Raw genomic sequence first — 18,859 nt, forward strand, 5'->3', positions numbered from 1 at the left:
AAAAATGTGCTCGCTTATTACAGCGCCTTGAACTTGAAATTCTTGAACCGCGCCTCGCCCTCGCCGGCGGCGTATATGCCGGGCCGCAACATCATGAAGCCGCCGCGGACGTTCTGGTTATAGCCCGATACCTCCATGCCCCGGTCGAACCGGTTCCAGGTCACGCCGTCGCCGGAGGTGTCGAAATAGACGTTCTGATAGGCGTTGGTCAGGCGAATGAACATGCGTCGTCCATGCGGATTGGCCGGCCGTCCCCGCTCGATCCCATACTGGTGGGTGACGTAGCGGGTCGCGTCGAAGCCGAGGCCTGCATACAGCGCCCGGTCGTAGAACAGGATCAGGCCCGCCACTGTGCCGGGGTCGATCTCGACCTCACACTCGATCTGATAGGCCTGCTCGCCCTGGACGAAGGTCAGGGGCGAGCAATCGACCGGCGCCTTGCCCTTGGCGCGCATGTGCAGGACGCCGTTCTCGCGACGCAGCCGGTCCTTCTCGTTTGGCTGCGGGTCGTAGAAGCTCCACTGGATGCCGAACTTGTCCGTCGAGAAATCGTCCGACAGCACCATGCCGTGCGGCAGTGCCTGGCCGCCGCGCGGCATCGCGATGGGCTGGGACAGGTCGCCGCCCTTGGCGCGGAACCAGCCGTCGTCGGTCCACTCGATGGGGTCCAGCAGGGTCTGGCGGCCCAGACTCCAATAGGCGTTCTCATAGCCGTGATAGACCATCCACCAGTCGCCGTCGGTCGGTCCCTCGACCAGGGTGGCATGGCCGCGCGACCACCATTTCTCGGCGCCCGAGGCGGTGCGGACGACGGGATTGTGCGGGCAGTCCTCCCACGGTCCGTTGATCGACCTGGACCGGGCGGCGATGACCATGTGGCCAGTGGGCGGACCGGCCGTGCCGCCGATGGCGGTGATCATGTAGAAATACTCGCCGTGCTTCAGCAGCTTGGGCCCTTCCTGGGCGAAGCCTTCGACGATCCAGTCCTCGGGATAACGCCAGGCCTTATAGACGCCTTGCTCGACCGGGCCGTCGGTGGCCAAGCCGTCGTCGGTCAGCCGAACCCTGTCGCCGCCGTTCAGGAACAGGTAGCGTTTGCCGTCCTCGCCGACGATATGGCCGGGGTCGATGTTGGCCGGGATCTTCAGGTCGATCGGCTCGCTCCACGGCCCCTCGATCCTGTCCGCCCAGATGACGTAGTTGGAGCGATACTCGGGGAAGCGGGCGGGGATGTAGCAGTAGAACTTGCCCTCGTGCTTGATCAGCTCCGGCGCCCAGACCGAGCCGATGTTCGTCGTCAGGGCCGCGATCACCGGCTGCCAGTTCACTAGGTCGCGCGAGTGCCAGATGTGGATGCCCGGCACCGACTCGAACGACGAGAAGGTCATATAGTAGTCGTCGCCGTCCTTCAGGATCGACGGATCGGGGTGGTCGCCCGACATTATGGGATTGAGGAAGGTCCCGTTCCCGAGATCGGCTATACGCTGGCCCTCAATGCCGCGACGCCATTTCATCGACGCCCATTCACGGCCGAGAGGCGCGGCCTCTTCGTTTGTCTGAGAGAAGGCGGCGCGCACAGGCAGCGCTGAGGCGGCGACGCCGCTCAACAGGCCGGTCAGGGCGGCGCGGCGGTCGATTGTTCTCATGGCGCGTCCTCCCTCCAATTGCGGCCGGTAAGGCGTCGGGCGTAATCCGCCCGCATCCGACTTGGCCGCGTCTCCTCTCATGTCTGCCGCTCTGATCGACGGCTTCCGGCTATGACACCGGTAGACATTTTCATTAAATAGACATGGAAACGGCGTTCTGACCAGAGGGTTTTCAAGAAACGCTTGTGAAGAGCCGCGCTGACGGGGCGCTGCGAGCGGGCTGGCGTTGGAACCTAGAAGGATAGGGACATCCCGCGCCGGATCGCGCGGGATGTCCTTGTGTCAGGTCTAGCGACGGACGCGCATTTCCAGTTCGCCGATGCGGCGGCTCAGGTAGGCCGTGTCGTCGGAGGATGGGCTGGTGCGGCTCAAGGCGGCGTCCAGGCGGGCGAGGTCGCCGGCCTGGACGCGGATGTCAGCGGCCTCGGTGCGGCTGACGGCGCCCGAGCGTTCTGCGGCGGTCAGGGCGGTTTCCAGGTTCGCCAGACGAGTGCGGGCGGGAAGGTTCGCCGACGGCGTCTGTCCGGCCGGGCCGTCGCCGACCCGCAGGTCTAGGGCGTCCAGACGCGCGTCCAGATCGGCGCGCTCGCTGGCGCTGATGGATCCGTCGGCGCTGTAGCGGCTCTCCAGCTGGATCAGGGCCTGATAGTCCGTTTTCAGACGTGTCGCCTCGGTGCGGGTGATGCGGCGCGCGGTTACGGCGGCGTTGACGCGGGTGTCGAAGTCCGCACGGCCTTGGGCGACGGTGTCCATGTCGGCATAGCCCGAGGCGCCGGCTTCCAGCGTCTGGGTCAGGGCGGTGTAGCGGGCGTTCAAATCGGCGCGTTCCTGGGCCGAGATGCCGCCGACGGCGTATTGGTTCTCCAGATCGACCAGGGCCGAATAGTCGGCGCGCAGCCGGGTCGCGGCCGAGGCGGAGACGCTTCCGGCGCGCACGCTGGCGTCCACGCGGGTCGAGAACTGGCTTTGGCCGTCACGCAGCGGCCGGCCGCCGCGCAGCCAGGCCTGATCCATGGCCGACAGGCCCAGACGATCGCCGAACAGGGCGCCCACGACCGCACCCAGCCGATCTTGGGTCGTCGAAGGATATTGCGTCTGAGCGACGGCCGCGCCGCCCGAGAGGGTCAGGGCGGTGGTGGTGATCAGGGCGAGGCGGACGTTGCGCATGGGGAGGCTTCTTGTCGATTGATGTCAGCCGACAAAACGGCGGTCGTCCGGCTTGGTTGCCTGCCGGCGCCTCAGTCGCGGATGAAGTGCGGCAAGAAACGCGAGGTGTTTCTCGTGATGCGCCCGGTATCCTCCCGCAGGCTGATGCCCGCGGGTTCCGTTCCCACCACCCAAGACCCGACGATCACATGGTTGCCGTCGAACAGGGGCGGATCGCACAGCGCCTGGCGGACGTGACGCCCCGCGCCATAGCCGCCGTCCACCACCTCTGCGGCGCTGACGCCCTGGTCGATCAGTTCGACATTGTCGCCTTCGCGCGAGAACAACGGCTTGCGCACATAGGATGAGCCCAGCGCCGCCTCGGCCGGATCGCCCTCGAAATAGCTTTCCAGCAAGTTGGGGTGGCCCGCATGCCGCTCCCACAACAGCGGCAGGATGGCCTTGTTGGACAGGATGCTCTTCCACGCCGGTTCCAGCACGGTCACGTCCGCCGTCGGCAGCGGCGCGGCGTAGTCGTCGCGCAGCATCTGCTCCCACGGATAGAGCTTGAACATCGCCTGGATGATCCAGTTCTCGTGGTCCACGAACCGGCCGTCGGCGTTCATCCCGATCTGGTCGATGGCGACGAACTGAGGCTCCAGTCCGGCCTGCTGGGCCAGGTCTTCCAGGAAGCGCACCGTCTGCCGGTCCTCGACGAACTCCGCGTCGGAGGCGAAATGCACGAAGCCGCCGTTCGGGAAGATGGCGCGGAATCGGTCGACCAGCTTTTCATGCAGGCTGTTGAACTGATCCGCATCGGCGGGCAGGGCGCCGGCCTTGATCTGGTCTTCCAGCCACAGCCACTGGAACACCGCCGTCTCATAGATGCTGGTCGGTGTGTCGGCGTTGTATTCATATAGCTTGGCCGGACTTGTCCCATCATAGGCGAAGTCGAACCGGCCATACAGGGACGGGTCGCCCCGCTTCCAGCTGTCGGCCACATAGTCCCGCATGGCCTCCGGGATATCGAGCTGCTCCATCAGCCGCTCGGACTGGACGGCCTCGTTGACCAGCTCCAGGCACAGGCCGTGCAGTTCCTCGGTCGGCGCCTCGATCCCGTCCTCGATCTCGGCCAGCGAAAAGGCATAGGCCGCCGTCTCGTCCCAATAGGGTTTGCCGTCGGTATGGCGCCAGGTGAAGCCGAGTTCCTCGGCCTTGGCGTCCCAGTCGGTGCGGGGATCGAAGCGCAGACGCTCCATGGATCAGGCCGGGTCCTTGTCAGGCGTAGATTGGCCGATGCGCGGCGTGACCACGGTCACCTCCGGCTGGCTGAGGCGGGCCAGGACGTCGTCGGCCGAGGAATGGCCGGGCAGGATGCCGGCCTCGCGCAGCTTGGCGTCCAGGTCCGCGCCGGTGCGACGATCCTCCAGCGCCTGGCTGGCGTTCAGCTTCTCTTCCTGGATCGCCTGGCGCTGCTTGATGCGTTGCAAGCTGTCCGCCGCCGAGCCGATGCGCGACTGGGCGCCGGCCGAGTTCAGGGCGACCGACGTCTGGGCCTTCTGGACGGAATCGTTGACCTTGACGATGTCGATCTCGCGACGAAGCGTCTCGATCTTTTGGTCGGTCGAGGCGATGGCGGTGCGCAGGCGCGTCTCGGCCGTTTTCATGTCCTCGATCAGCGGGCCGCGGCTGGTGATCTCGACCTCCAGCTCGGCGATGCGGCCGGCGACTTCGCGCGCTAGATCGGTCTTGCCCTGAGCCAGGGCGGTGCGGGCCGAGCTTTCGTATTTGGCGATCTGGTCCCTGAACGATGCAAGTTCGTTTTCGGCCATGCGGCGGCGCGCCACCAGGCCGGCCAGATCGTCTCTGGCCTTGCCTTGGGCGTTGTCGGCGTCGCGGATTTCCTGGTCGAGGATCTTCAGCGCATTGGCGTCGACGACGCCCTGGGCCGCATCGTGGGCCGTGCCGCGGAACAGGGCGGACAGTTTTCTGAGCATGGACATGGTCGGTCTTCCGGGATCAGGCGGCGTCGGCGCCGAAGGTTTCACGCAGTTCGGTGGCGTCGATCGCATTCTCGGCCAGGGTGCGCAGTTCGATCAGGATGGTCTGAAGCGTCGTCTTGCAAGAGAGTTCGCCCATCAGTTCATACACGTCTTCGCCGCCGACGTTGGTGATGGCGAAGTTGGACAGGGGCACCACGCGTTGGGCCTTCAGCAGGAACTCGTTGAAGGCGTGGCGATCCTTCTGCTCCGACACGGGCCATAGCAGGACCGAACAGACGATCTGGGCCCCGCCGACGCTCAGATAGACCGGCAGGTCGCCGTATTCGTGCATGGTCGCCAGCAGCACCGGCTCGGCGCCCTCGACCACGCGCAGGGTCATTTCGCCGTCACGCAGCAGGGTTGAGCCGTCCAGCGCCGCCTTGATGGCGGGCACGGTCCAGGGGGTCTCGATCACGGCGTCCATTTGATGGTCGTCTCCAGGGGTGATGGAATCGGAAGTGGGTCGGCGCGGGCGTGGGGCAAGCTGCGGCCCGCGCGTTGAATCGGTGACGATGGCGCGAACAGCCGCCTTGACGTCGTCGCGGGCGGTGGCCGGCACCCAAAGCTCCAGCTTGACCAGGCCCTCCTCTCGACGCGCCTGTCGCCACGCACGAATGCGGTCGTTGGCGGCGGAAGGGGGCGATGCGTCGTTCGGCATATCGTTACATGAAACGCGTAACATGAACGCTTGACTTCGCCTAGGGGTCTGAGATCATCTTGGCGAGAGGGGAAGACGGATGTTGCTGCCGCGAATGAAGCTGGCCGTGATTTTCGACCGGGCGTTCCACGCCCTGGCCGATATGCACTGGCGCATGCTGGGCGGGCTAATCCTCTTTCACGCTATTTCGTCGTGGCTGCTCCTCGCCATCGCACACGAAGCGGAACTCCATGACCCGCTGACTTTCTTCTACTGGTACGCGACGACGGCCTATACCGTAGGTTATGGCGATCTCAGTCCGCAAGGCGTCGGCGGCCGACTGGTCACGGCCTTGTGGATCTTTCCCGGCGCCATCGCGGCTTTCACGACGGTCGTGGCCAAGGTGCTAGCCGGGATTGGCGACATCTGGCGCGCCCGGAGATCGGGCAAGGGAGACTATTCAAGGATGACCGATACGATTCTGCTGGTCGGCTATCACCCCGTTCGTACGTCCAAAATGGTCGAAGAACTGTGCGCGGAGTTGAACCGGTCTCAGACCCTGGTGCTGCTGACGCGCCAAGCGGTGGCGGACGTCGATCCGCGCATTCGCTACGTCCAGACGGAAAGCCTGACCTCGACGACTGGGCTGACGCGTGCGGGCGCAGCGAACGCGAGCCGCATATTGGTCCACGCCAGCAATGACGCCGACACCCTGACCGCCACCCTGGCTGTCTCGGCGATGGCGCCGGACGCCGCACATATCGTCTGCTTCTTCGATGACGCCGATAGCGCACGGCTGTTGGCGCAGCACTGTCCCAAGGTCGAGATCGTTCTGTCGTCGGCGCCGGAAATGCTGGCCCGCGCCGCGCGCGATCCGGGTTCCAGCCAGGTCATCAGCGCCCTGACCAGCCACCTGGACGAAGGCGCGACCTTGTTCAGCCTGAAATGGACCGGCGCGGGCCGATCGGTCGGCGACCTGACGCAGCGTTTTCTCCAGCACCGCGCGACCCTTCTGGCGCATCAGCCGGACGGCGCGGATTCGCCACGCTTCAATCCCTCGCCGGAAACAGGCGTGGAACAGGGCGACCGCCTGTTCTATGTGTCGGCGGCCCGGCTGAACCAGCCGAGCCTGGCCGGATCCTGATCGTCCCATGTTCAAGAAACTTTTCGGATCGTCGGAGAAGGCCGCGCCTGCCAATCGACTGGCGACGGTGCGCAACATCACCGTGGGCCGCACCGTGTCGCTGGACCCGCTGGCCTGGCGCCGGCTGGGCGACGAGACGCACTTCACCCTGGACCGCGACGTGCTCGACATCTCGGCGCAGGGGTTGGTCAGCCTGGATAGCGGCCAGTTCGTCCATCGCTTCTACACCGACGACCACGTCATGCTTCAGGCCATGAGCGACGACGAGGCCGGCCTGGAATCCTACGACTTCAGCCTGTTCGTGCCCTGGACCTCGGCCTATCCGCCGGGCGAACGCGAACGCCGCATCTGGCGCGACCGCCTGTCGGCGCCGGTCTTTCACGGCGCGGCCGAAGAGCTGCCCGACTATCCCCGCTTCTGGTTCGCCGAGAGCGACGCCATCCAGCCGCCCGTCACCCTGTGGGAGACGATCTGGGACGACCGCGCCGCGACCGCGCCCTATGCCAAGATCTTCCAGACCTGCATGTTGTATGCGCGCGAGCTGGGCGGCGGGCGCGAACTGATGCTGGCGCTGGAGCAGCAGCCCGAGGGCGGCGACACCACGCACGAAATCATGATCGGCATTCCGCTGGAAATGGCCGAGTTCCGCGCCTGAGCGCGCAATCCGAGGGGGCAAGACCGATGTTCGACTGGTTCATTTTTCAGCAGGGGGCGATCGCTTTCCTGATCGCCTTCGCCATGGCGGGCGCCTTCACCCTGGCCTTCAAGCTGATCTACCAGTGGGTCACGCCGTATCATGAACATACGCTGATCCGTGAGGGGAACACGGCCGCCGCCATCGCGCTCGGGGGCGCCCTGATCGGCTATGTCCTGCCTCTGGCTTCGGCCCTGTCGCACACCGTCAGCCTGATGGAGTTCGCGGCCTGGGCGCTGCTGGCCGGCGTGATCCAGATCGTGGTTTTCGTCGCCATCAGCCGCATGGCCTTCCGCAATCTGGTCGTCCGCATCGAGGCGGGCGAGATCGCCGCGGCCGTCTATCTGGCTTCCATTTCCATCTGCGTCGGCCTGCTCAACGCCGCCTGCATGACGTCGTGACCGCCATGACCGATCCCAAGGACCTGCCCAAGACCGAGACGATGCGCCGGCTGAAACGCTCGCGCGTCCTGCACGTCAGCAGCCTGATGGCGACCGCCAGCTTCTCGCTGGCCGCCTGCGGCTCGCCCCAGCGCGTGCCGGCGCCCGAGCCCGAGCCGACCCTGGCCTATCAGTCGCTGGACGAGTGCAAGGCCGCCAACGACATTCCCGACACCGAATGCGACGCGGCCCTGGCCAAGGCTCAGCAGGAGGCCGCCAAGACCGCGCCGCGCTACGCCACCCGCGAGGAGTGCGAGGGCCAGTGGGGACCGTCGCAGTGCCAGCCGAACAACAACGGCGGCTCCTTCTTCAGCCCGCTGCTGACCGGCTTCATCGTCGGCCAGCTGCTGAACGGCGGCTATCGCGGCGGCGGACCGCTGTATCGTGACCGCGAGGGGCGACTGTCGAACGGCTACGGCGGCGGCTACGCCTACCGCGACTATCGCACCGGCAAGACCCTGACCAATGCGCGCGAGCATGGCGACGTCGCCCGTCAGGCCCCGACCCGCGTCCAGAGCCGCACCACCGTCGTCTCGCGCGGCGGCTTCGGCGGCGGCGGCCGGGGCTACGGCGGCTGATACAGTTCTGGCGCCGGGCGCCGGTCTTCCCCTAATAGGGATCGCCTCACGCTTCACGACAGACCGGACCGCCCCGCCTCATGACCGCATCGCCGCCCCCGAACGGAGGCCTGGACGTCGAAAGCTGGGGCGACCCCGAGGATCCCATCGTCCTGCTGATCGGCGCGCCCGGGCGTCTGTCCGGCGACTGGCGCCGGTCGGTGCGCGCGCTGGTAGACGCCGGCCGACATGTCATGCTGAAGGCGGACTTCGACGCGGCGGACGACGGCTCGGCCGCCTTGCGCGGACTGCTGACCGAGCTTCCCTCCCGCCCGGCCATCGTCTGTTCCGACACGACGCTGGACGCTGTCATCCCTGCGCTCTCTGTCACCGGCCCGGCCCTGGCCAGCTGTCTGGTGGTCGTCGCCGAAGGGCAGGGGGCTGTCTCGCCCGAGCTTGAGGCGCAGTTGGCCGGCGTCCCGATCCAGACGATCACGCACGCCGAGGCGCCAGACGCGGTGGAGGCCGTAAACGCCGCACTCCTGGGCTTCCTTGAACGCCACGCCCCGCGCGACGCCCTGTATTATCAGGCCGGCTCGGACCCCCGCACCCTGCGCGACGCCCTGGGCTGTTTCGCCACCGGGGTGACGGTGGTCACGACCCTGGACGAGGCCGGACAGCCCGTCGGCCTGACCGCCAACTCCTTCTCCTCGGTGTCGCTGGATCCGCCGTTGATCCTGTTCTGCCTGGCCCGTTCGTCCACCAACGTCGACCGTTTCCGCCGGGCGGAACATTTCGCCATCAACGTCCTGCATATCGGCCAGCAGCCGACCTCCGGCGTCTTCGCCCGGTCCCAGGCCGACCGCTTCCAGGACGTGGCGTGGGAGACCTGGGACACCGGCGCGCCCATCCTGTCGGGCGCCCTGGCCAGTTTCGAATGCGGGACCGAACAGATCGTCGAGGCCGGCGATCATCTGGTCATCATCGGCCGGGTCCGGCGCGCCCGGTTCGAACCGCGCCGCGATCCGCTGCTCTATTTCCGGGGCAAGTATCGGCGGCTGCACTTTTCCTGACCGGCCGGGATCGCTATCTCTCGCCCGAAATAGAGGAAGCCCTCCCCATGTCCGCGACCCCATCCGCCGATCCCGTCGTCATCGTCTCCTACGCCCGCACCCCGATGGGCGGTTTCCAGGGCGCGCTGTCCGACGCCAAGTCCACCGACCTGGGCGCCGTCGCGGTCAAGGCGGCGCTGGATCGCGCGGGCCTGGATCCGCAGAAGGTCGAGCAGATCATCATGGGTTGCGTCCTGCCTGCGGGCCTGGGTCAGGCCCCGGCGCGTCAGGCGGGCATGGGCGCAGGCCTGCCTGTCTCGACCGAGGCGACGACCATCAACAAGATGTGCGGTTCGGGCATGCAGGCGGCCATGATGGCGCACGATGCGCTGGCCGCTGGTTCGGCCGACGTGATCGTGGCGGGCGGCATGGAGTCCATGACCAACGCCCCGTATCTGATGCAGAAGCACCGGGGCGGCGCGCGCATCGGACACGACGTCATTTCCGACAGCATGTATCTGGACGGGCTGGAGGACGCCTACACCCCCGGCAAGCTGATGGGTCAGTTCGCCGAGGACACGGCCAAAGACTATCAGTTCACCCGTGAGCAGCAGGACGCCTACGCCATCGAGAGCGCCGGCCGGGCCAAGCGGGCCCAGGAAACGGGCGCCTTCGACGCCGAGATCGCCTCGGTCGAGGTCAAGACCCGCAAAGGGCCCGTCACCGTCGACCGCGACGAACAGCCGACCAAGTCCGACCCGTCCAAGATCCCCAATCTGAAGCCCGCCTTCGGCAAGGACGGCACGATCACCGCGGCTTCCGCCGCCTCGATCTCGGACGGCGCCGCCGCCATGGTCATGATGCGCCAGTCGACGGCACAGGCCCTGGGCCTGACGCCGATCGCCCGCGTGGTCAGCCAGGCCGCCCACGCCCACGAGCCGCACCTGTTCACCACCGCCCCGGTCTTCGCTCTGCAAAAGGCGCTGAAGAAGGCGGGTTGGAGCGCCGACGACGTGGATCTGTGGGAGGTTAACGAGGCCTTCGCTATCGTGCCGATGATCGCCATGCAGGAACTCGGCATCCCCCACGACAAGATCAACGTCAACGGCGGCGCCTGCGCCCTGGGCCACCCGCTTGGAGCTTCAGGAGCACGCGTCCTGACCACCCTGCTCTCGGCCCTGAAAGCCCACGGCAAGACCCGCGGCATGGCCGCCCTGTGCATCGGCGGCGGCGAAGCCACGGCCATGGGCGTGGAGTTGGTTTAGGCCTGGCGTGTTGTGTTGAGCGAACGCTGCGAGCGTCCTCTTCGGGTAGCCAGCATATCTTTTCGCTAGAGGCCTGCTTGCGTTAGGAGCGGCCAATCGTGAATGAAATGACGGTTTCGTCGCCGTTCTCGTGAAACGCGATGTCGCGCCCAATCACCTGACGACGATTGCCACAGTCAAGCAGTTGCCAACTGGCGGTCGCGGGCTTGCCAATGGCCGAAGGCCATCGTGCGTATGGCAGATTTTGAGGCGAAGTGAGCGCATCGCAGGGCCGTAGCAAAGCGGATTCGATAGCCGACCTGATCTCTGGGTCTCTAAATAATGCGCTGCTCAATGTGAGCCGGATGCAAAGCTCCAGTTCGCGGCAGTCTTGATTGTCGCCTGGACCGAGCAGCGCGCATCCCCGCTGCTGCGACAAGAACTGCTGGAGCGTGTCCTCCGCGCAAAGGCCAGACTTGCCGATCGTATAGGCCTTGTCGCCGAAGGCTTCATAGGAGCCCTTTCCCAGCTCTGTCCGGATGACTGCTTCCGTTGCCGCCGCCCGGAATGCGTCGCCATAAGGAGCGGGATCGTACCCGATCAAAGGCGGCCCTTTCGGAAATGGAGCGCATCCGGCGAGCGCGAGGAGACCGAGGGCGAGAAGAGATCGGAAGCTCATGGATGCACTCTGATCGGGCCGCCGAAAAAGCTCAACAGTTCGCGCTCGCAGCCTACGGCAGAAGGTTTCGGATAGGCCGAAAAGCGCAGCAGCTTTTCGGCTGGCCAATATATGCCAAAGTCTCAAGCCGCGAACGCCGCCCGGATCGGCTGCACCGTCTGGTTTGGCCGCTTCACCGGCAGGTCGAAGCTGACGACCGTGCCGACGCCTGGCTGGCTTTCCATGCTCAGCTGGCCGCCGTGCATTTCAATCAGGGACTTGGTCAAGGCCAGGCCCAGGCCGGTGCCTTGAGTGGTCTTGGAATGCTGGCCCTCGACCTGTTCGAACGGGCGGGCGAGGCGGACCAGGTCCTCGGGCGCGATGCCGATGCCGGTGTCGGCGCAGGCGACGCGAACGCGGTCCTCGCCCTGCGCGCCCACGAAGGGTTTCAGCGACACGACGATGGAGCCGCCCTCGGGCGTGAACTTCACGGCGTTCGAGATCAGGTTCAGCATCACCTGTTTGACGCCGCGCTGATCGGCCTCGATGTCGGGCAGGTCGCCGGCCTCGACCGCGATCTTCAGTCCCGCTTCCTGCACCTTGCCGCGCATCAGCCGCACGGCGTCCTCGCACACCTCGCGCAAGGACACCGGCTCATAGTGCAGGGTCATCTTGCCGGCCTCGATCTTGGCCATGTCCAACACGTCGTTGATCAGGCTGAGCAGGTGTTGGCCGGACTTCAGGATGTCGCCGGCGTAGCCCTTGTATTTCTCGTTCAGCGGCCCGAACAGCTCGCTGGCCATGATCTCCGAGAAGCCGTTGATGGCGTTCAGCGGCGTACGCAGCTCATGGCTCATATTGGCCAGGAACTCGGACTTGGCCTGGTTGGCGGCCTCGGCCCGGGTCATGGCGACCTCGTATTTGCGCGCCAGCAGAGACAGCTTCTCCTGGCTGGATTCCAGCTGATCGACGGTCGCGCGCAGATCGTCGGCGGCGCGGCGGCGCTCGGCCTCCTGGCGTTTTATGGCCGTGATGTCGGCGGCGGTGACGACCGAGCCGCCTTCGGAGGTGAACCGTTCGGACAGTTGCAGCCAGCGCCCGTCGTTCAGCTCGACTTCGCGCAGGCCCGCACGACCGCTGGCCGGACGATGCTCGGCCTTGATGGCCAGGCCGGCGATCCGGTTCAGCTCGTCCTTCATCGCGCCGCGCCGCACCACGCCGTGGTCGAAGCCGAAGGCGTCCTCGAAGGCCTGGTTCCACAGGATCAGCCGCCCCTGACGGTCGAACAGGACGAAGGCCTCGGAGATGCTTTCCACCCCATCGCGCAGTCGGCTTTCGGCGGCTTGGGCGGCGGCGCGGGCGCGGCGGGCCTCGGTGATGTCCAGCGCCACGCCCAGGATGGCGGAAAAGCCCGTGTCGCCGCGCTCGCCGCGCGCCTGGCCGCGCGCGTCGATCCAGCGCGCCCGTCCGTCCGGTCCCGCCACCGGGAAGGTGATCTCGAAGGCGCCATAGGCCGCCGCCTGGCGCAGGGCGTGGCGGAAATCTTCCTGAAAGCGCGGATGGACGCGGCCGATCACATCCTCAGCGTCGGTGACCCCGCCGCGCGAGAAGCCCAGCAGCGCGGCCATATAGTCCGACAGCGACACCTCGCCCTTGGCCAGATCCCACTCCCACACCCCGCACCGCGCGGCTTCCACGGCGATGCGGAACCGCTTTTCGGTCGCCACCCTTTCGCGGTGCTGGCGCGTCTGGCGCAGGCCATAGAGGACGAACAGGACCACGACCCCAACTCCCAGCAGCAGCGGCGCGAGCACCACCCAGGCGTCGTCGAAGAAAGAGGCGGTCGTCCCCTCCGAGATCGCGACCACATAGGGGCCGCCCGTGCGGGCCTGAGCGGCCGCCGCGAGGCCACGCTGGCCCCCCAGCGTCACGGCGCGCGGTTCGGCCTGGCCGACCAGGGCTGAGGCATCGACGCCGATCAGGGTGCGGATGGGTTGGCCGATCTCGGCGGCGCGCGCGGAGGCCAGCACCACGCCGCCCGCCGACACGATCCGCGTCTCGCCGCCTTCCGGCAGGACCGGGGCGATCCCCGCCTCCAGCCTCAGGCCGTCAACATTGGCCTGGCCGGCGACGACCGACCCTTCGCCCTTGGCGGCCTGGACCGTTTCGCCGGGGCCGACCAGGGTGAAGGCGACCTTGGGCGCGGCGGCCTGCGCGGCCTCGACGACCTCTATGGGGGCGCGCTTGGCGGCGATGGCGGTGCGACCGGCGGCCAGGCCCGTTTCGGCCGACTGAATCAGCACGGCGGTCTGGCTGGCGACCAGCTCGGCGTTCAGCTTCAGGTTTTCGGCTTCCAGGCGGCTGATTTCGCGGGTCGGCCGGCTGAACTCACGCGATGCCATCAGGGCATAGGCGGCCGCGATCAGCGCCAGGACCAGGACGGCGATCCGCAACCAGGCGGGCGCGCCGGCGGCGCGGTCGGAGGCGCGACGCCCCGACCGATTTTCCCGCCGCTCCTCGTCCCGCAAGCCCCGACCCTCCGACAAACACTTCGTTGCCGGAATCTAGGCTGCGTCGCGGATTCGTGTCGAGGCTCGGCGCGCGCTTTTAACGGGTTTTTAAGCGGCGGCGACCGGCGACAACAGGCGGTCAGGCGCGGGCTCCAGCACCCGCGTGACCCCGTGCAGCGTATCGCGCGCCTGTCGGGCCAGGGTCAGGACGGCCGGCGGCGCATCGTCGGGCGTCTCGGCGACCAGATCCACCAGATCCTGGGCCAGGCGCATCAGTTGGGGCGCGGCGGCGATCAGGCGGGCCTGAAACTCGATCTGCTGGGGATCACGATCGTATTCGGCGCCCGGCACGCGCCAACCGCCCCAGTCCGCCCGATCGGTCACGACGACCGGATAGGTGCCGGGGTGGGGGTGATGCAGGCAATCCTCGGGCAGTTGCCACTTGTTGCGCGCGCGCAGCAGCCGCCAGTCGCCCAACCCCTGATCCGAGGCCGGATCGTCGGTCGCCAGCAACAGTTCGTTGGCGGTGAACTCGCGCCCCAGACCGACGTCATAGGTGACGCGCACGGGCTCTTCGAACCCCTTGGCCCAGACGGGCTGGACCTGTTCGATGAAAGCCCAGGCGCCGACGCACTCGACCCAGACCTTCTGACCCTTCTGGAACTGTGCGCGCGCCATGCCATCCTCCGATATTCGAAGGAACAGCATGAACGACGATCCTTGACGCCCGGTGTCGGGGCGCGGTTACGCAGGTCTTAACGCGAGATGCTTTCCAGCGTCTCGCCGGCGTATTTCTCTTTCACGCGGGTCGACAGGTCGCCCAGCGATACGACGCCGACCACGCGGCCATGCTTGTCCACCACCGGCGCGCGGCGGATCTGCTTGGCGCCCATCAGATCCAGCACGACCTTCAGGTCGTCGCTGTCCAGCACTGTTTGCGGATCGCGGGTGATGAACTCCACCACAGAGGCGCTCGAGGCGGCGCCCGTCGCCAGGGCGCGCACCACGATGTCGCGGTCGGTGATGGTGCCGATCAGCTGATCGCCGTCCGCCACGGGCACGAAGCCAAAGCCGCCCTTGGCCATGCGGCTGGCCACGTCCTGGATGGTGTCGGCGGGGCGGGCCAGATGCACGTCCCTGGTCATCACATCGCGGATCTTCATGGCGGGTTTCCTTGGTTGAAGCGTTGCGCTGGAAAACCCGCCGCGAGCGTGGCGGTTCCGGTCAGGGCGTCCGCATCGGGGGAAGGCCCTGGGCCGCCCGCACCAGCTGGACGAACTCGGCCCGGTCGCCATAGGGGTCGTCGCCCCTGGCCCCTTGCGCCTGATCGATGATCCGGTCCCAGCCATAGTCAGCCGTCATCCAAGGATCGCCCCGCAGCTTTTGACCGAAGCCGGCGACCGCGATGGCCCAGCGCGTGGCCTCGGGCGGCTGGGCGCTGACCGACCCGCCCGCGCGATTGGTCAGCGGCTGCTGGATCAGGTCCGAGCGGCTCTGGCCCGGCTGTTTGTAGCGGACTTGGATGAAGCCGATCTCGCCGTTCGGATCGCCGCCGCCGACTCCGATACGGTTGTCGGGATAGCGCCGATCTGGGATCTGCGTCGGGCCGCCGACGGGCGTTATCTCGTACAGGGCGGTGACGCCGGCGCCGGATCCGACCTCGCCCGCATCGACCTGGTCGTTGTTGAAATCCTCTTCGTTCAGCAGCCGGGTCTCATAGCCGATCAGCCGCCATTCGGCGACGCGGGCGGGATTGAACTCGACCTGGATCTTTACGTCGTCGGCGATGGGGAAGGCGCCCTTGTCGAATGCCGGCCCGAACAGCCGGCGTGCATCCCTCAGGTCCCCGACATAGGCCGCGACCCCATTGCCCGCCTGGGCGATGGTCTGCATCCGCGCGTCCTGATAGTTGCCGCGCCCGAAGCCGTAGACCGACAGGTATATCCCGGTCCCGCGCTTTTCGGCGACATAGTCCTCCAGCCGCTTGTTGTCGGTCACACCGACGTTGAAGTCGCCGTCGGTGAACATCAGGATGCGATTGACCTTGTCGCGGGCGAAGTTCGCCTGGGCCTGGTCATAGGCGTTGGTCATGCCGGTCGCCCCGGCCGTGCCGCCCGAGGCCTTCAGGCTGGCCACCGCGCATCGCATCTTCAGCTTTTCGTCGCCCTTGGTCGGCTGCAAGGTCGTGCCGGCGCCTTCCGCGTAATAGGTGACGGCGAGAGTGTCCTGCGGGCGCAGCCGGTCGATGGCCAGGTTCATCGCCTTCTTGGCCAGGTCCAGCTTGTCCGGCGACCGCATCGAGCCGGAGACATCGACCAGGAAGGTCAGGTTCAGCGGACGCTGCTCGCCCGCCGGCAGTTCGTAACCTTGCAGGCCGATGTGCACGATCTGACGCCCGTCAGCCCAGGGCGAGGCCGCCACCGCCGTGGTGATGGCGAAGGGCCGGGTCTGGCTGGTCGGCCGGGCGTAGTCATAGTCGAAGGCGTTGATCAGTTCCTCGACCCGCACCGCATCCCTGGGCGGTGCACGACCCTCGTCGATGAAGCGTTTCACGTTCGAATAGGACGCCGTGTCCACGTCGATGGAGAAGGTCGACACTGGCTGATCGCTGGTCCGCTTCACCGGATTGGGCGTCGCATCCGGATAGCGTTCGGTATCGGCAGGGGGCGGCGTCATCATACCGGGCGACGTCGGGGCGCCCGGTGATCGCGTGATCCGGGAGCCTGTGACGACAATATCTTGCGGCGCCATCGATGACGGCGCGGGGGCGGGCGGTGGAGGCGGTGGCGGCGGTGGCGGCGGTGGCGCGCCGTAAGGGACGCGATCTTCCTTGCGTGTCGGCGTGATCCTCACCGGCGGCGTCGGCGGACCGGCGCGCGGCGCGGGCGGCGCGGCGACGGGCTCAGGCGATCCCAACTCAAACCCCAACGGCCGGCACGCCGCCGGGGTCGGCTCGCCATCCAGCGGCTTGGCCAGGGCGACGCTCGGCACGGCGACCGGCGGCGCGGCGAACGACAGGCTCAGAACGGACAGGGCCGCGATCCTGATTACGCGTGACATGGCTTCCTCCGGTTGTTTTCTTGACGCCAGTCGCGGGTCGTCATGGGGCGAAACTGTGGCGCCAAATCCCCCTCGACGCACGACGATCTTTCAGCGTGTCTTTCGTGTCCTCTCGCAATCGCCGCTAAGGCCCTCCACAATAGAGGCCAAGCTTGGGGGGATGCGATGGCTGAGGCGACGACGGGACTGGATCTGGGCGCGGCGGCCGCTCTGCTGGCCGCGGGCGTGCTCGCCGTGCCGGTGTTCAAGCGCATCGGCCTGGGATCGGTGCTGGGCTATCTGGCGGCGGGCCTGGCCATCGGTCCCTTCGGCCTGAAGCTGTTCCGCGAGCCCGAGACCATCCTGCACGTCGCCGAGTTCGGCGTGGTCATCTTCCTGTTCATCATCGGGCTGGAGATGCGGCCCAAACGTCTGTGGGGACTAAGAAAGGAAATCTTCGGCCTCGGCGCGGCCCAGGTGCTGTTCTGCGGCCTGATCCTGACCCTGACGGCGATGCTGGCCGGTTTCTCCGCGCCCGTCGCCTTCGTCGGCGCCATGGGCTTCGTCCTGTCGTCCACCGCCGTCATCATGCAGATGCTGGAAGAGCGCGGCGAAATCGCAGGCGGGCCTGGCCAGCGGGCGGTCTCCATCCTGCTGCTCGAAGACCTGGCCATCGTGCCGCTTCTGGCCATCGTCGCCGTCCTGGCCTCGGTGCTGGGCGTGGCGAACGAACAGGCGCCGCCCCTGTGGCAGACCGTCGGTTTCGCGGTCGCAGCGGTCGGCGGGGTGCTGCTGGCCGGCAAATATCTGGTCAATCCGGTCTTCCGCCTGCTGGCCCGATACGGCGGACGCGAGGTGATGACCGCCGCCGCTCTGCTGGTCGTGGTCGGCGCCGCCTGGGCCATGTCGCTGGGCGGCCTGTCCATGGCCATGGGCGCTTTCCTGGCTGGGGTCCTGCTGTCGGAATCCACCTTCCGCCATCAGCTGGAGGCGGACGTCGAGCCGTTCCGCGCCATCCTGCTGGGCCTGTTCTTCCTCAGCGTCGGCATGTCGCTGGACGTGTCGGTCGTGGTCGCCGACTGGCGTCTGGTGCTGGGCGGGGTCGTCGCCTTCATGCTGGTCAAAGGCGTGGGCATCTATGCCGTCGCGCGCCTGTTCAAGGCCACCCACCACGAGGGGGTCGAGCGCGCGGGCCTGTTCGCGCAAGGCGGCGAGTTCGCCTTCGTCCTGTACGGCGCCGCCGTCGCCGCCGGCCTGTTCGACGCGCGCATCGGGGCGATGATGTCGGCGGTGGTCATCCTGTCGATGGCCCTGACGCCCCTGACCTCGCTGCTGATCACGCGTCTGTCGCCCAAGCCGGTCCAGGACGCCGAAAGCGCCGAAGGCGTGGATTTCGCCAAGGATTTGCGCGGCCAGGTGCTGATCATCGGCTTCGGCCGTTTCGCCCAGGTCGTGTCCCAACCCCTGCTGGCCCGCGACGTCGACGTGTCGATCATCGAGAACGACGTGGAGATGATCCAGGCCGCCTCCCAGTTCGGGTTCAAGGTCTACTACGGCGACGGCACCCAGCTGCATACCCTGCGCGCGTCGGGCGCGGAAGAGGCCGAGATGGTCCTGGTCTGCGTGGACAAGCCGGAGGCCGCCGACCGTATCGTCGAACTGGTCAAGTCCGAGTTCCCGACCACCCGGATCATGGCCCGCGCCTTCGACCGAGGGCATTCGATGCGCCTGATCCAGGCCGGGGTGGACTACCAGATCCGCGAGACCTTCGAGTCGGCGCTCAAGTTCGGCGAGCGCGCCCTGGTCGAACTTGGCCTGGACGAGCATGAGGCGGCCGAGACCATCGGCGACGTGCGCCGTCGCGACGAGGCCCGTCTGGACCTGCAGCTGACCGGCGGGCTCAAGGCCGGCCGCCAGCTGATGCGCGGCAATATGCCGACGCCCCAGCCCGCCCCCTACATCAAGCCCCGCCGCGAAGGCCGTCTGCTGAACGAGGACGAGGCGGGCCCGGCCGCGCCGGACACCCGGCGCGAGCCCGCCGACACCTGAT

Annotated in this window: 17 protein-coding genes; 7 read left to right on the top strand and 10 right to left on the bottom strand. The window is 67.2% G+C overall.

Going from position 1 to position 18,859, the window contains the following annotated elements; genetic code table 11:
- Nucleotides 1–17: 17 nt before the first annotated feature.
- The 5 genes from KAK88_RS04445 to KAK88_RS04465 all read right to left on the bottom strand — a co-directional run bounded on the left by KAK88_RS04445 (nucleotide 18) and on the right by KAK88_RS04465 (nucleotide 5,492).
- A complete protein-coding gene (locus KAK88_RS04445) occupies nucleotides 18–1,646 on the bottom strand; it encodes a family 43 glycosylhydrolase (RefSeq protein WP_242078037.1) in 1,629 nt (542 codons plus the stop codon).
- Between the two features lie 288 nt (nucleotides 1,647–1,934).
- The gene (locus KAK88_RS04450) at nucleotides 1,935–2,813 is read right to left on the bottom strand and encodes a hypothetical protein (protein WP_242078038.1); all 879 of its coding nucleotides are present in this window, start codon (nucleotides 2,811–2,813) and stop codon (nucleotides 1,935–1,937) included.
- A gap of 71 nt (nucleotides 2,814–2,884) precedes the next feature.
- On the bottom strand, nucleotides 2,885–4,051 hold the full coding sequence (locus KAK88_RS04455) for a glutathionylspermidine synthase family protein (RefSeq protein WP_242078039.1): 1,167 nt from the start codon (nucleotides 4,049–4,051) through the stop codon (nucleotides 2,885–2,887).
- Between the two features lie 3 nt (nucleotides 4,052–4,054).
- The gene (locus KAK88_RS04460; protein WP_242078040.1) at nucleotides 4,055–4,795 is read right to left on the bottom strand and encodes a PspA/IM30 family protein; all 741 of its coding nucleotides are present in this window, start codon (nucleotides 4,793–4,795) and stop codon (nucleotides 4,055–4,057) included.
- A 16-nt stretch (nucleotides 4,796–4,811) separates the two neighbouring features.
- Nucleotides 4,812–5,492: a YjfI family protein gene (locus tag KAK88_RS04465; protein WP_242078041.1), complete on the bottom strand. Its 681-nt coding sequence runs from the start codon at nucleotides 5,490–5,492 to the stop codon at nucleotides 4,812–4,814.
- A 79-nt stretch (nucleotides 5,493–5,571) separates the two neighbouring features.
- Here KAK88_RS04465 and KAK88_RS04470 point away from each other — a divergent pair, with 79 nt between their 5' ends.
- The 6 genes from KAK88_RS04470 to KAK88_RS04495 all read left to right on the top strand — a co-directional run bounded on the left by KAK88_RS04470 (nucleotide 5,572) and on the right by KAK88_RS04495 (nucleotide 10,623).
- Complete coding sequence (locus KAK88_RS04470; protein ID WP_242078042.1) at nucleotides 5,572–6,615, top strand: potassium channel family protein; 1,044 nt, start codon at nucleotides 5,572–5,574, stop codon at nucleotides 6,613–6,615.
- Nucleotides 6,616–6,622: 7 nt separating this feature from the next.
- Entirely contained in the window at nucleotides 6,623–7,270 is a 648-nt protein-coding gene (locus tag KAK88_RS04475) for a YjfK family protein (protein ID WP_242078043.1), read from the top strand.
- A gap of 26 nt (nucleotides 7,271–7,296) precedes the next feature.
- Nucleotides 7,297–7,710, top strand: a complete 414-nt coding sequence (locus KAK88_RS04480; protein ID WP_017506364.1) for a DUF350 domain-containing protein — start codon at nucleotides 7,297–7,299, stop codon at nucleotides 7,708–7,710.
- A gap of 5 nt (nucleotides 7,711–7,715) precedes the next feature.
- Nucleotides 7,716–8,327 (top strand): DUF1190 domain-containing protein, encoded by a 612-nt coding sequence (locus tag KAK88_RS04485; protein WP_242078044.1) that lies wholly within the window; start codon nucleotides 7,716–7,718, stop codon nucleotides 8,325–8,327.
- Between the two features lie 80 nt (nucleotides 8,328–8,407).
- Entirely contained in the window at nucleotides 8,408–9,379 is a 972-nt protein-coding gene (locus KAK88_RS04490; RefSeq protein WP_242078045.1) for a flavin reductase family protein, read from the top strand.
- Between the two features lie 47 nt (nucleotides 9,380–9,426).
- The gene (locus KAK88_RS04495; protein WP_242078046.1) at nucleotides 9,427–10,623 is read left to right on the top strand and encodes an acetyl-CoA C-acyltransferase; all 1,197 of its coding nucleotides are present in this window, start codon (nucleotides 9,427–9,429) and stop codon (nucleotides 10,621–10,623) included.
- A gap of 82 nt (nucleotides 10,624–10,705) precedes the next feature.
- On the opposite strand, the gene KAK88_RS04500 is transcribed toward KAK88_RS04495, so the two are convergent.
- The 5 genes from KAK88_RS04500 to KAK88_RS04520 all read right to left on the bottom strand — a co-directional run bounded on the left by KAK88_RS04500 (nucleotide 10,706) and on the right by KAK88_RS04520 (nucleotide 16,830).
- Nucleotides 10,706–11,206, bottom strand: a complete 501-nt coding sequence (locus KAK88_RS04500) for a hypothetical protein (RefSeq protein WP_242078047.1) — start codon at nucleotides 11,204–11,206, stop codon at nucleotides 10,706–10,708.
- Nucleotides 11,207–11,403: 197 nt separating this feature from the next.
- Entirely contained in the window at nucleotides 11,404–13,788 is a 2,385-nt protein-coding gene (locus KAK88_RS04505; protein WP_242078048.1) for a PAS domain-containing sensor histidine kinase, read from the bottom strand.
- 90 nt (nucleotides 13,789–13,878) lie between these two features.
- Entirely contained in the window at nucleotides 13,879–14,448 is a 570-nt protein-coding gene (locus KAK88_RS04510) for a hypothetical protein (protein WP_242078049.1), read from the bottom strand.
- 77 nt (nucleotides 14,449–14,525) lie between these two features.
- Nucleotides 14,526–14,933, bottom strand: a complete 408-nt coding sequence (locus tag KAK88_RS04515; protein ID WP_242078050.1) for a CBS domain-containing protein — start codon at nucleotides 14,931–14,933, stop codon at nucleotides 14,526–14,528.
- Nucleotides 14,934–14,994: 61 nt separating this feature from the next.
- Entirely contained in the window at nucleotides 14,995–16,830 is a 1,836-nt protein-coding gene (locus KAK88_RS04520; RefSeq protein WP_242078051.1) for a vWA domain-containing protein, read from the bottom strand.
- A gap of 165 nt (nucleotides 16,831–16,995) precedes the next feature.
- Between KAK88_RS04520 and KAK88_RS04525 the strand changes: the two genes are divergently transcribed.
- A complete protein-coding gene (locus tag KAK88_RS04525) occupies nucleotides 16,996–18,858 on the top strand; it encodes a monovalent cation:proton antiporter-2 (CPA2) family protein (RefSeq protein ID WP_242078052.1) in 1,863 nt (620 codons plus the stop codon).
- Nucleotide 18,859: the final 1 nt, after the last annotated feature.

The sequence above is a fragment of the Brevundimonas diminuta genome (genome assembly GCF_022654015.1).
Classification (GTDB): Bacteria; Pseudomonadota; Alphaproteobacteria; order Caulobacterales; family Caulobacteraceae; genus Brevundimonas; species Brevundimonas diminuta_C.

What these genes read in the sequence shown, in the direction of transcription:
- KAK88_RS04445 (WP_242078037.1), bottom strand. Translation starts at nt 1,646, where the DNA reads ATGAGAACAATCGACCGCCGCGCCGCCCTGACCGGCCTGTTGAGCGGC.
- KAK88_RS04450 (WP_242078038.1), bottom strand. Translation starts at nt 2,813, where the DNA reads ATGCGCAACGTCCGCCTCGCCCTGATCACCACCACCGCCCTGACCCTC.
- KAK88_RS04455 (WP_242078039.1), bottom strand. Translation starts at nt 4,051, where the DNA reads ATGGAGCGTCTGCGCTTCGATCCCCGCACCGACTGGGACGCCAAGGCC.
- KAK88_RS04460 (WP_242078040.1), bottom strand. Translation starts at nt 4,795, where the DNA reads ATGTCCATGCTCAGAAAACTGTCCGCCCTGTTCCGCGGCACGGCCCAC.
- KAK88_RS04465 (WP_242078041.1), bottom strand. Translation starts at nt 5,492, where the DNA reads ATGCCGAACGACGCATCGCCCCCTTCCGCCGCCAACGACCGCATTCGT.
- KAK88_RS04470 (WP_242078042.1), top strand. Translation starts at nt 5,572, where the DNA reads ATGTTGCTGCCGCGAATGAAGCTGGCCGTGATTTTCGACCGGGCGTTC.
- KAK88_RS04475 (WP_242078043.1), top strand. Translation starts at nt 6,623, where the DNA reads ATGTTCAAGAAACTTTTCGGATCGTCGGAGAAGGCCGCGCCTGCCAAT.
- KAK88_RS04480 (WP_017506364.1), top strand. Translation starts at nt 7,297, where the DNA reads ATGTTCGACTGGTTCATTTTTCAGCAGGGGGCGATCGCTTTCCTGATC.
- KAK88_RS04485 (WP_242078044.1), top strand. Translation starts at nt 7,716, where the DNA reads ATGACCGATCCCAAGGACCTGCCCAAGACCGAGACGATGCGCCGGCTG.
- KAK88_RS04490 (WP_242078045.1), top strand. Translation starts at nt 8,408, where the DNA reads ATGACCGCATCGCCGCCCCCGAACGGAGGCCTGGACGTCGAAAGCTGG.
- KAK88_RS04495 (WP_242078046.1), top strand. Translation starts at nt 9,427, where the DNA reads ATGTCCGCGACCCCATCCGCCGATCCCGTCGTCATCGTCTCCTACGCC.
- KAK88_RS04510 (WP_242078049.1), bottom strand. Translation starts at nt 14,448, where the DNA reads ATGGCGCGCGCACAGTTCCAGAAGGGTCAGAAGGTCTGGGTCGAGTGC.
- KAK88_RS04515 (WP_242078050.1), bottom strand. Translation starts at nt 14,933, where the DNA reads ATGAAGATCCGCGATGTGATGACCAGGGACGTGCATCTGGCCCGCCCC.
- KAK88_RS04520 (WP_242078051.1), bottom strand. Translation starts at nt 16,830, where the DNA reads ATGTCACGCGTAATCAGGATCGCGGCCCTGTCCGTTCTGAGCCTGTCG.
- KAK88_RS04525 (WP_242078052.1), top strand. Translation starts at nt 16,996, where the DNA reads ATGGCTGAGGCGACGACGGGACTGGATCTGGGCGCGGCGGCCGCTCTG.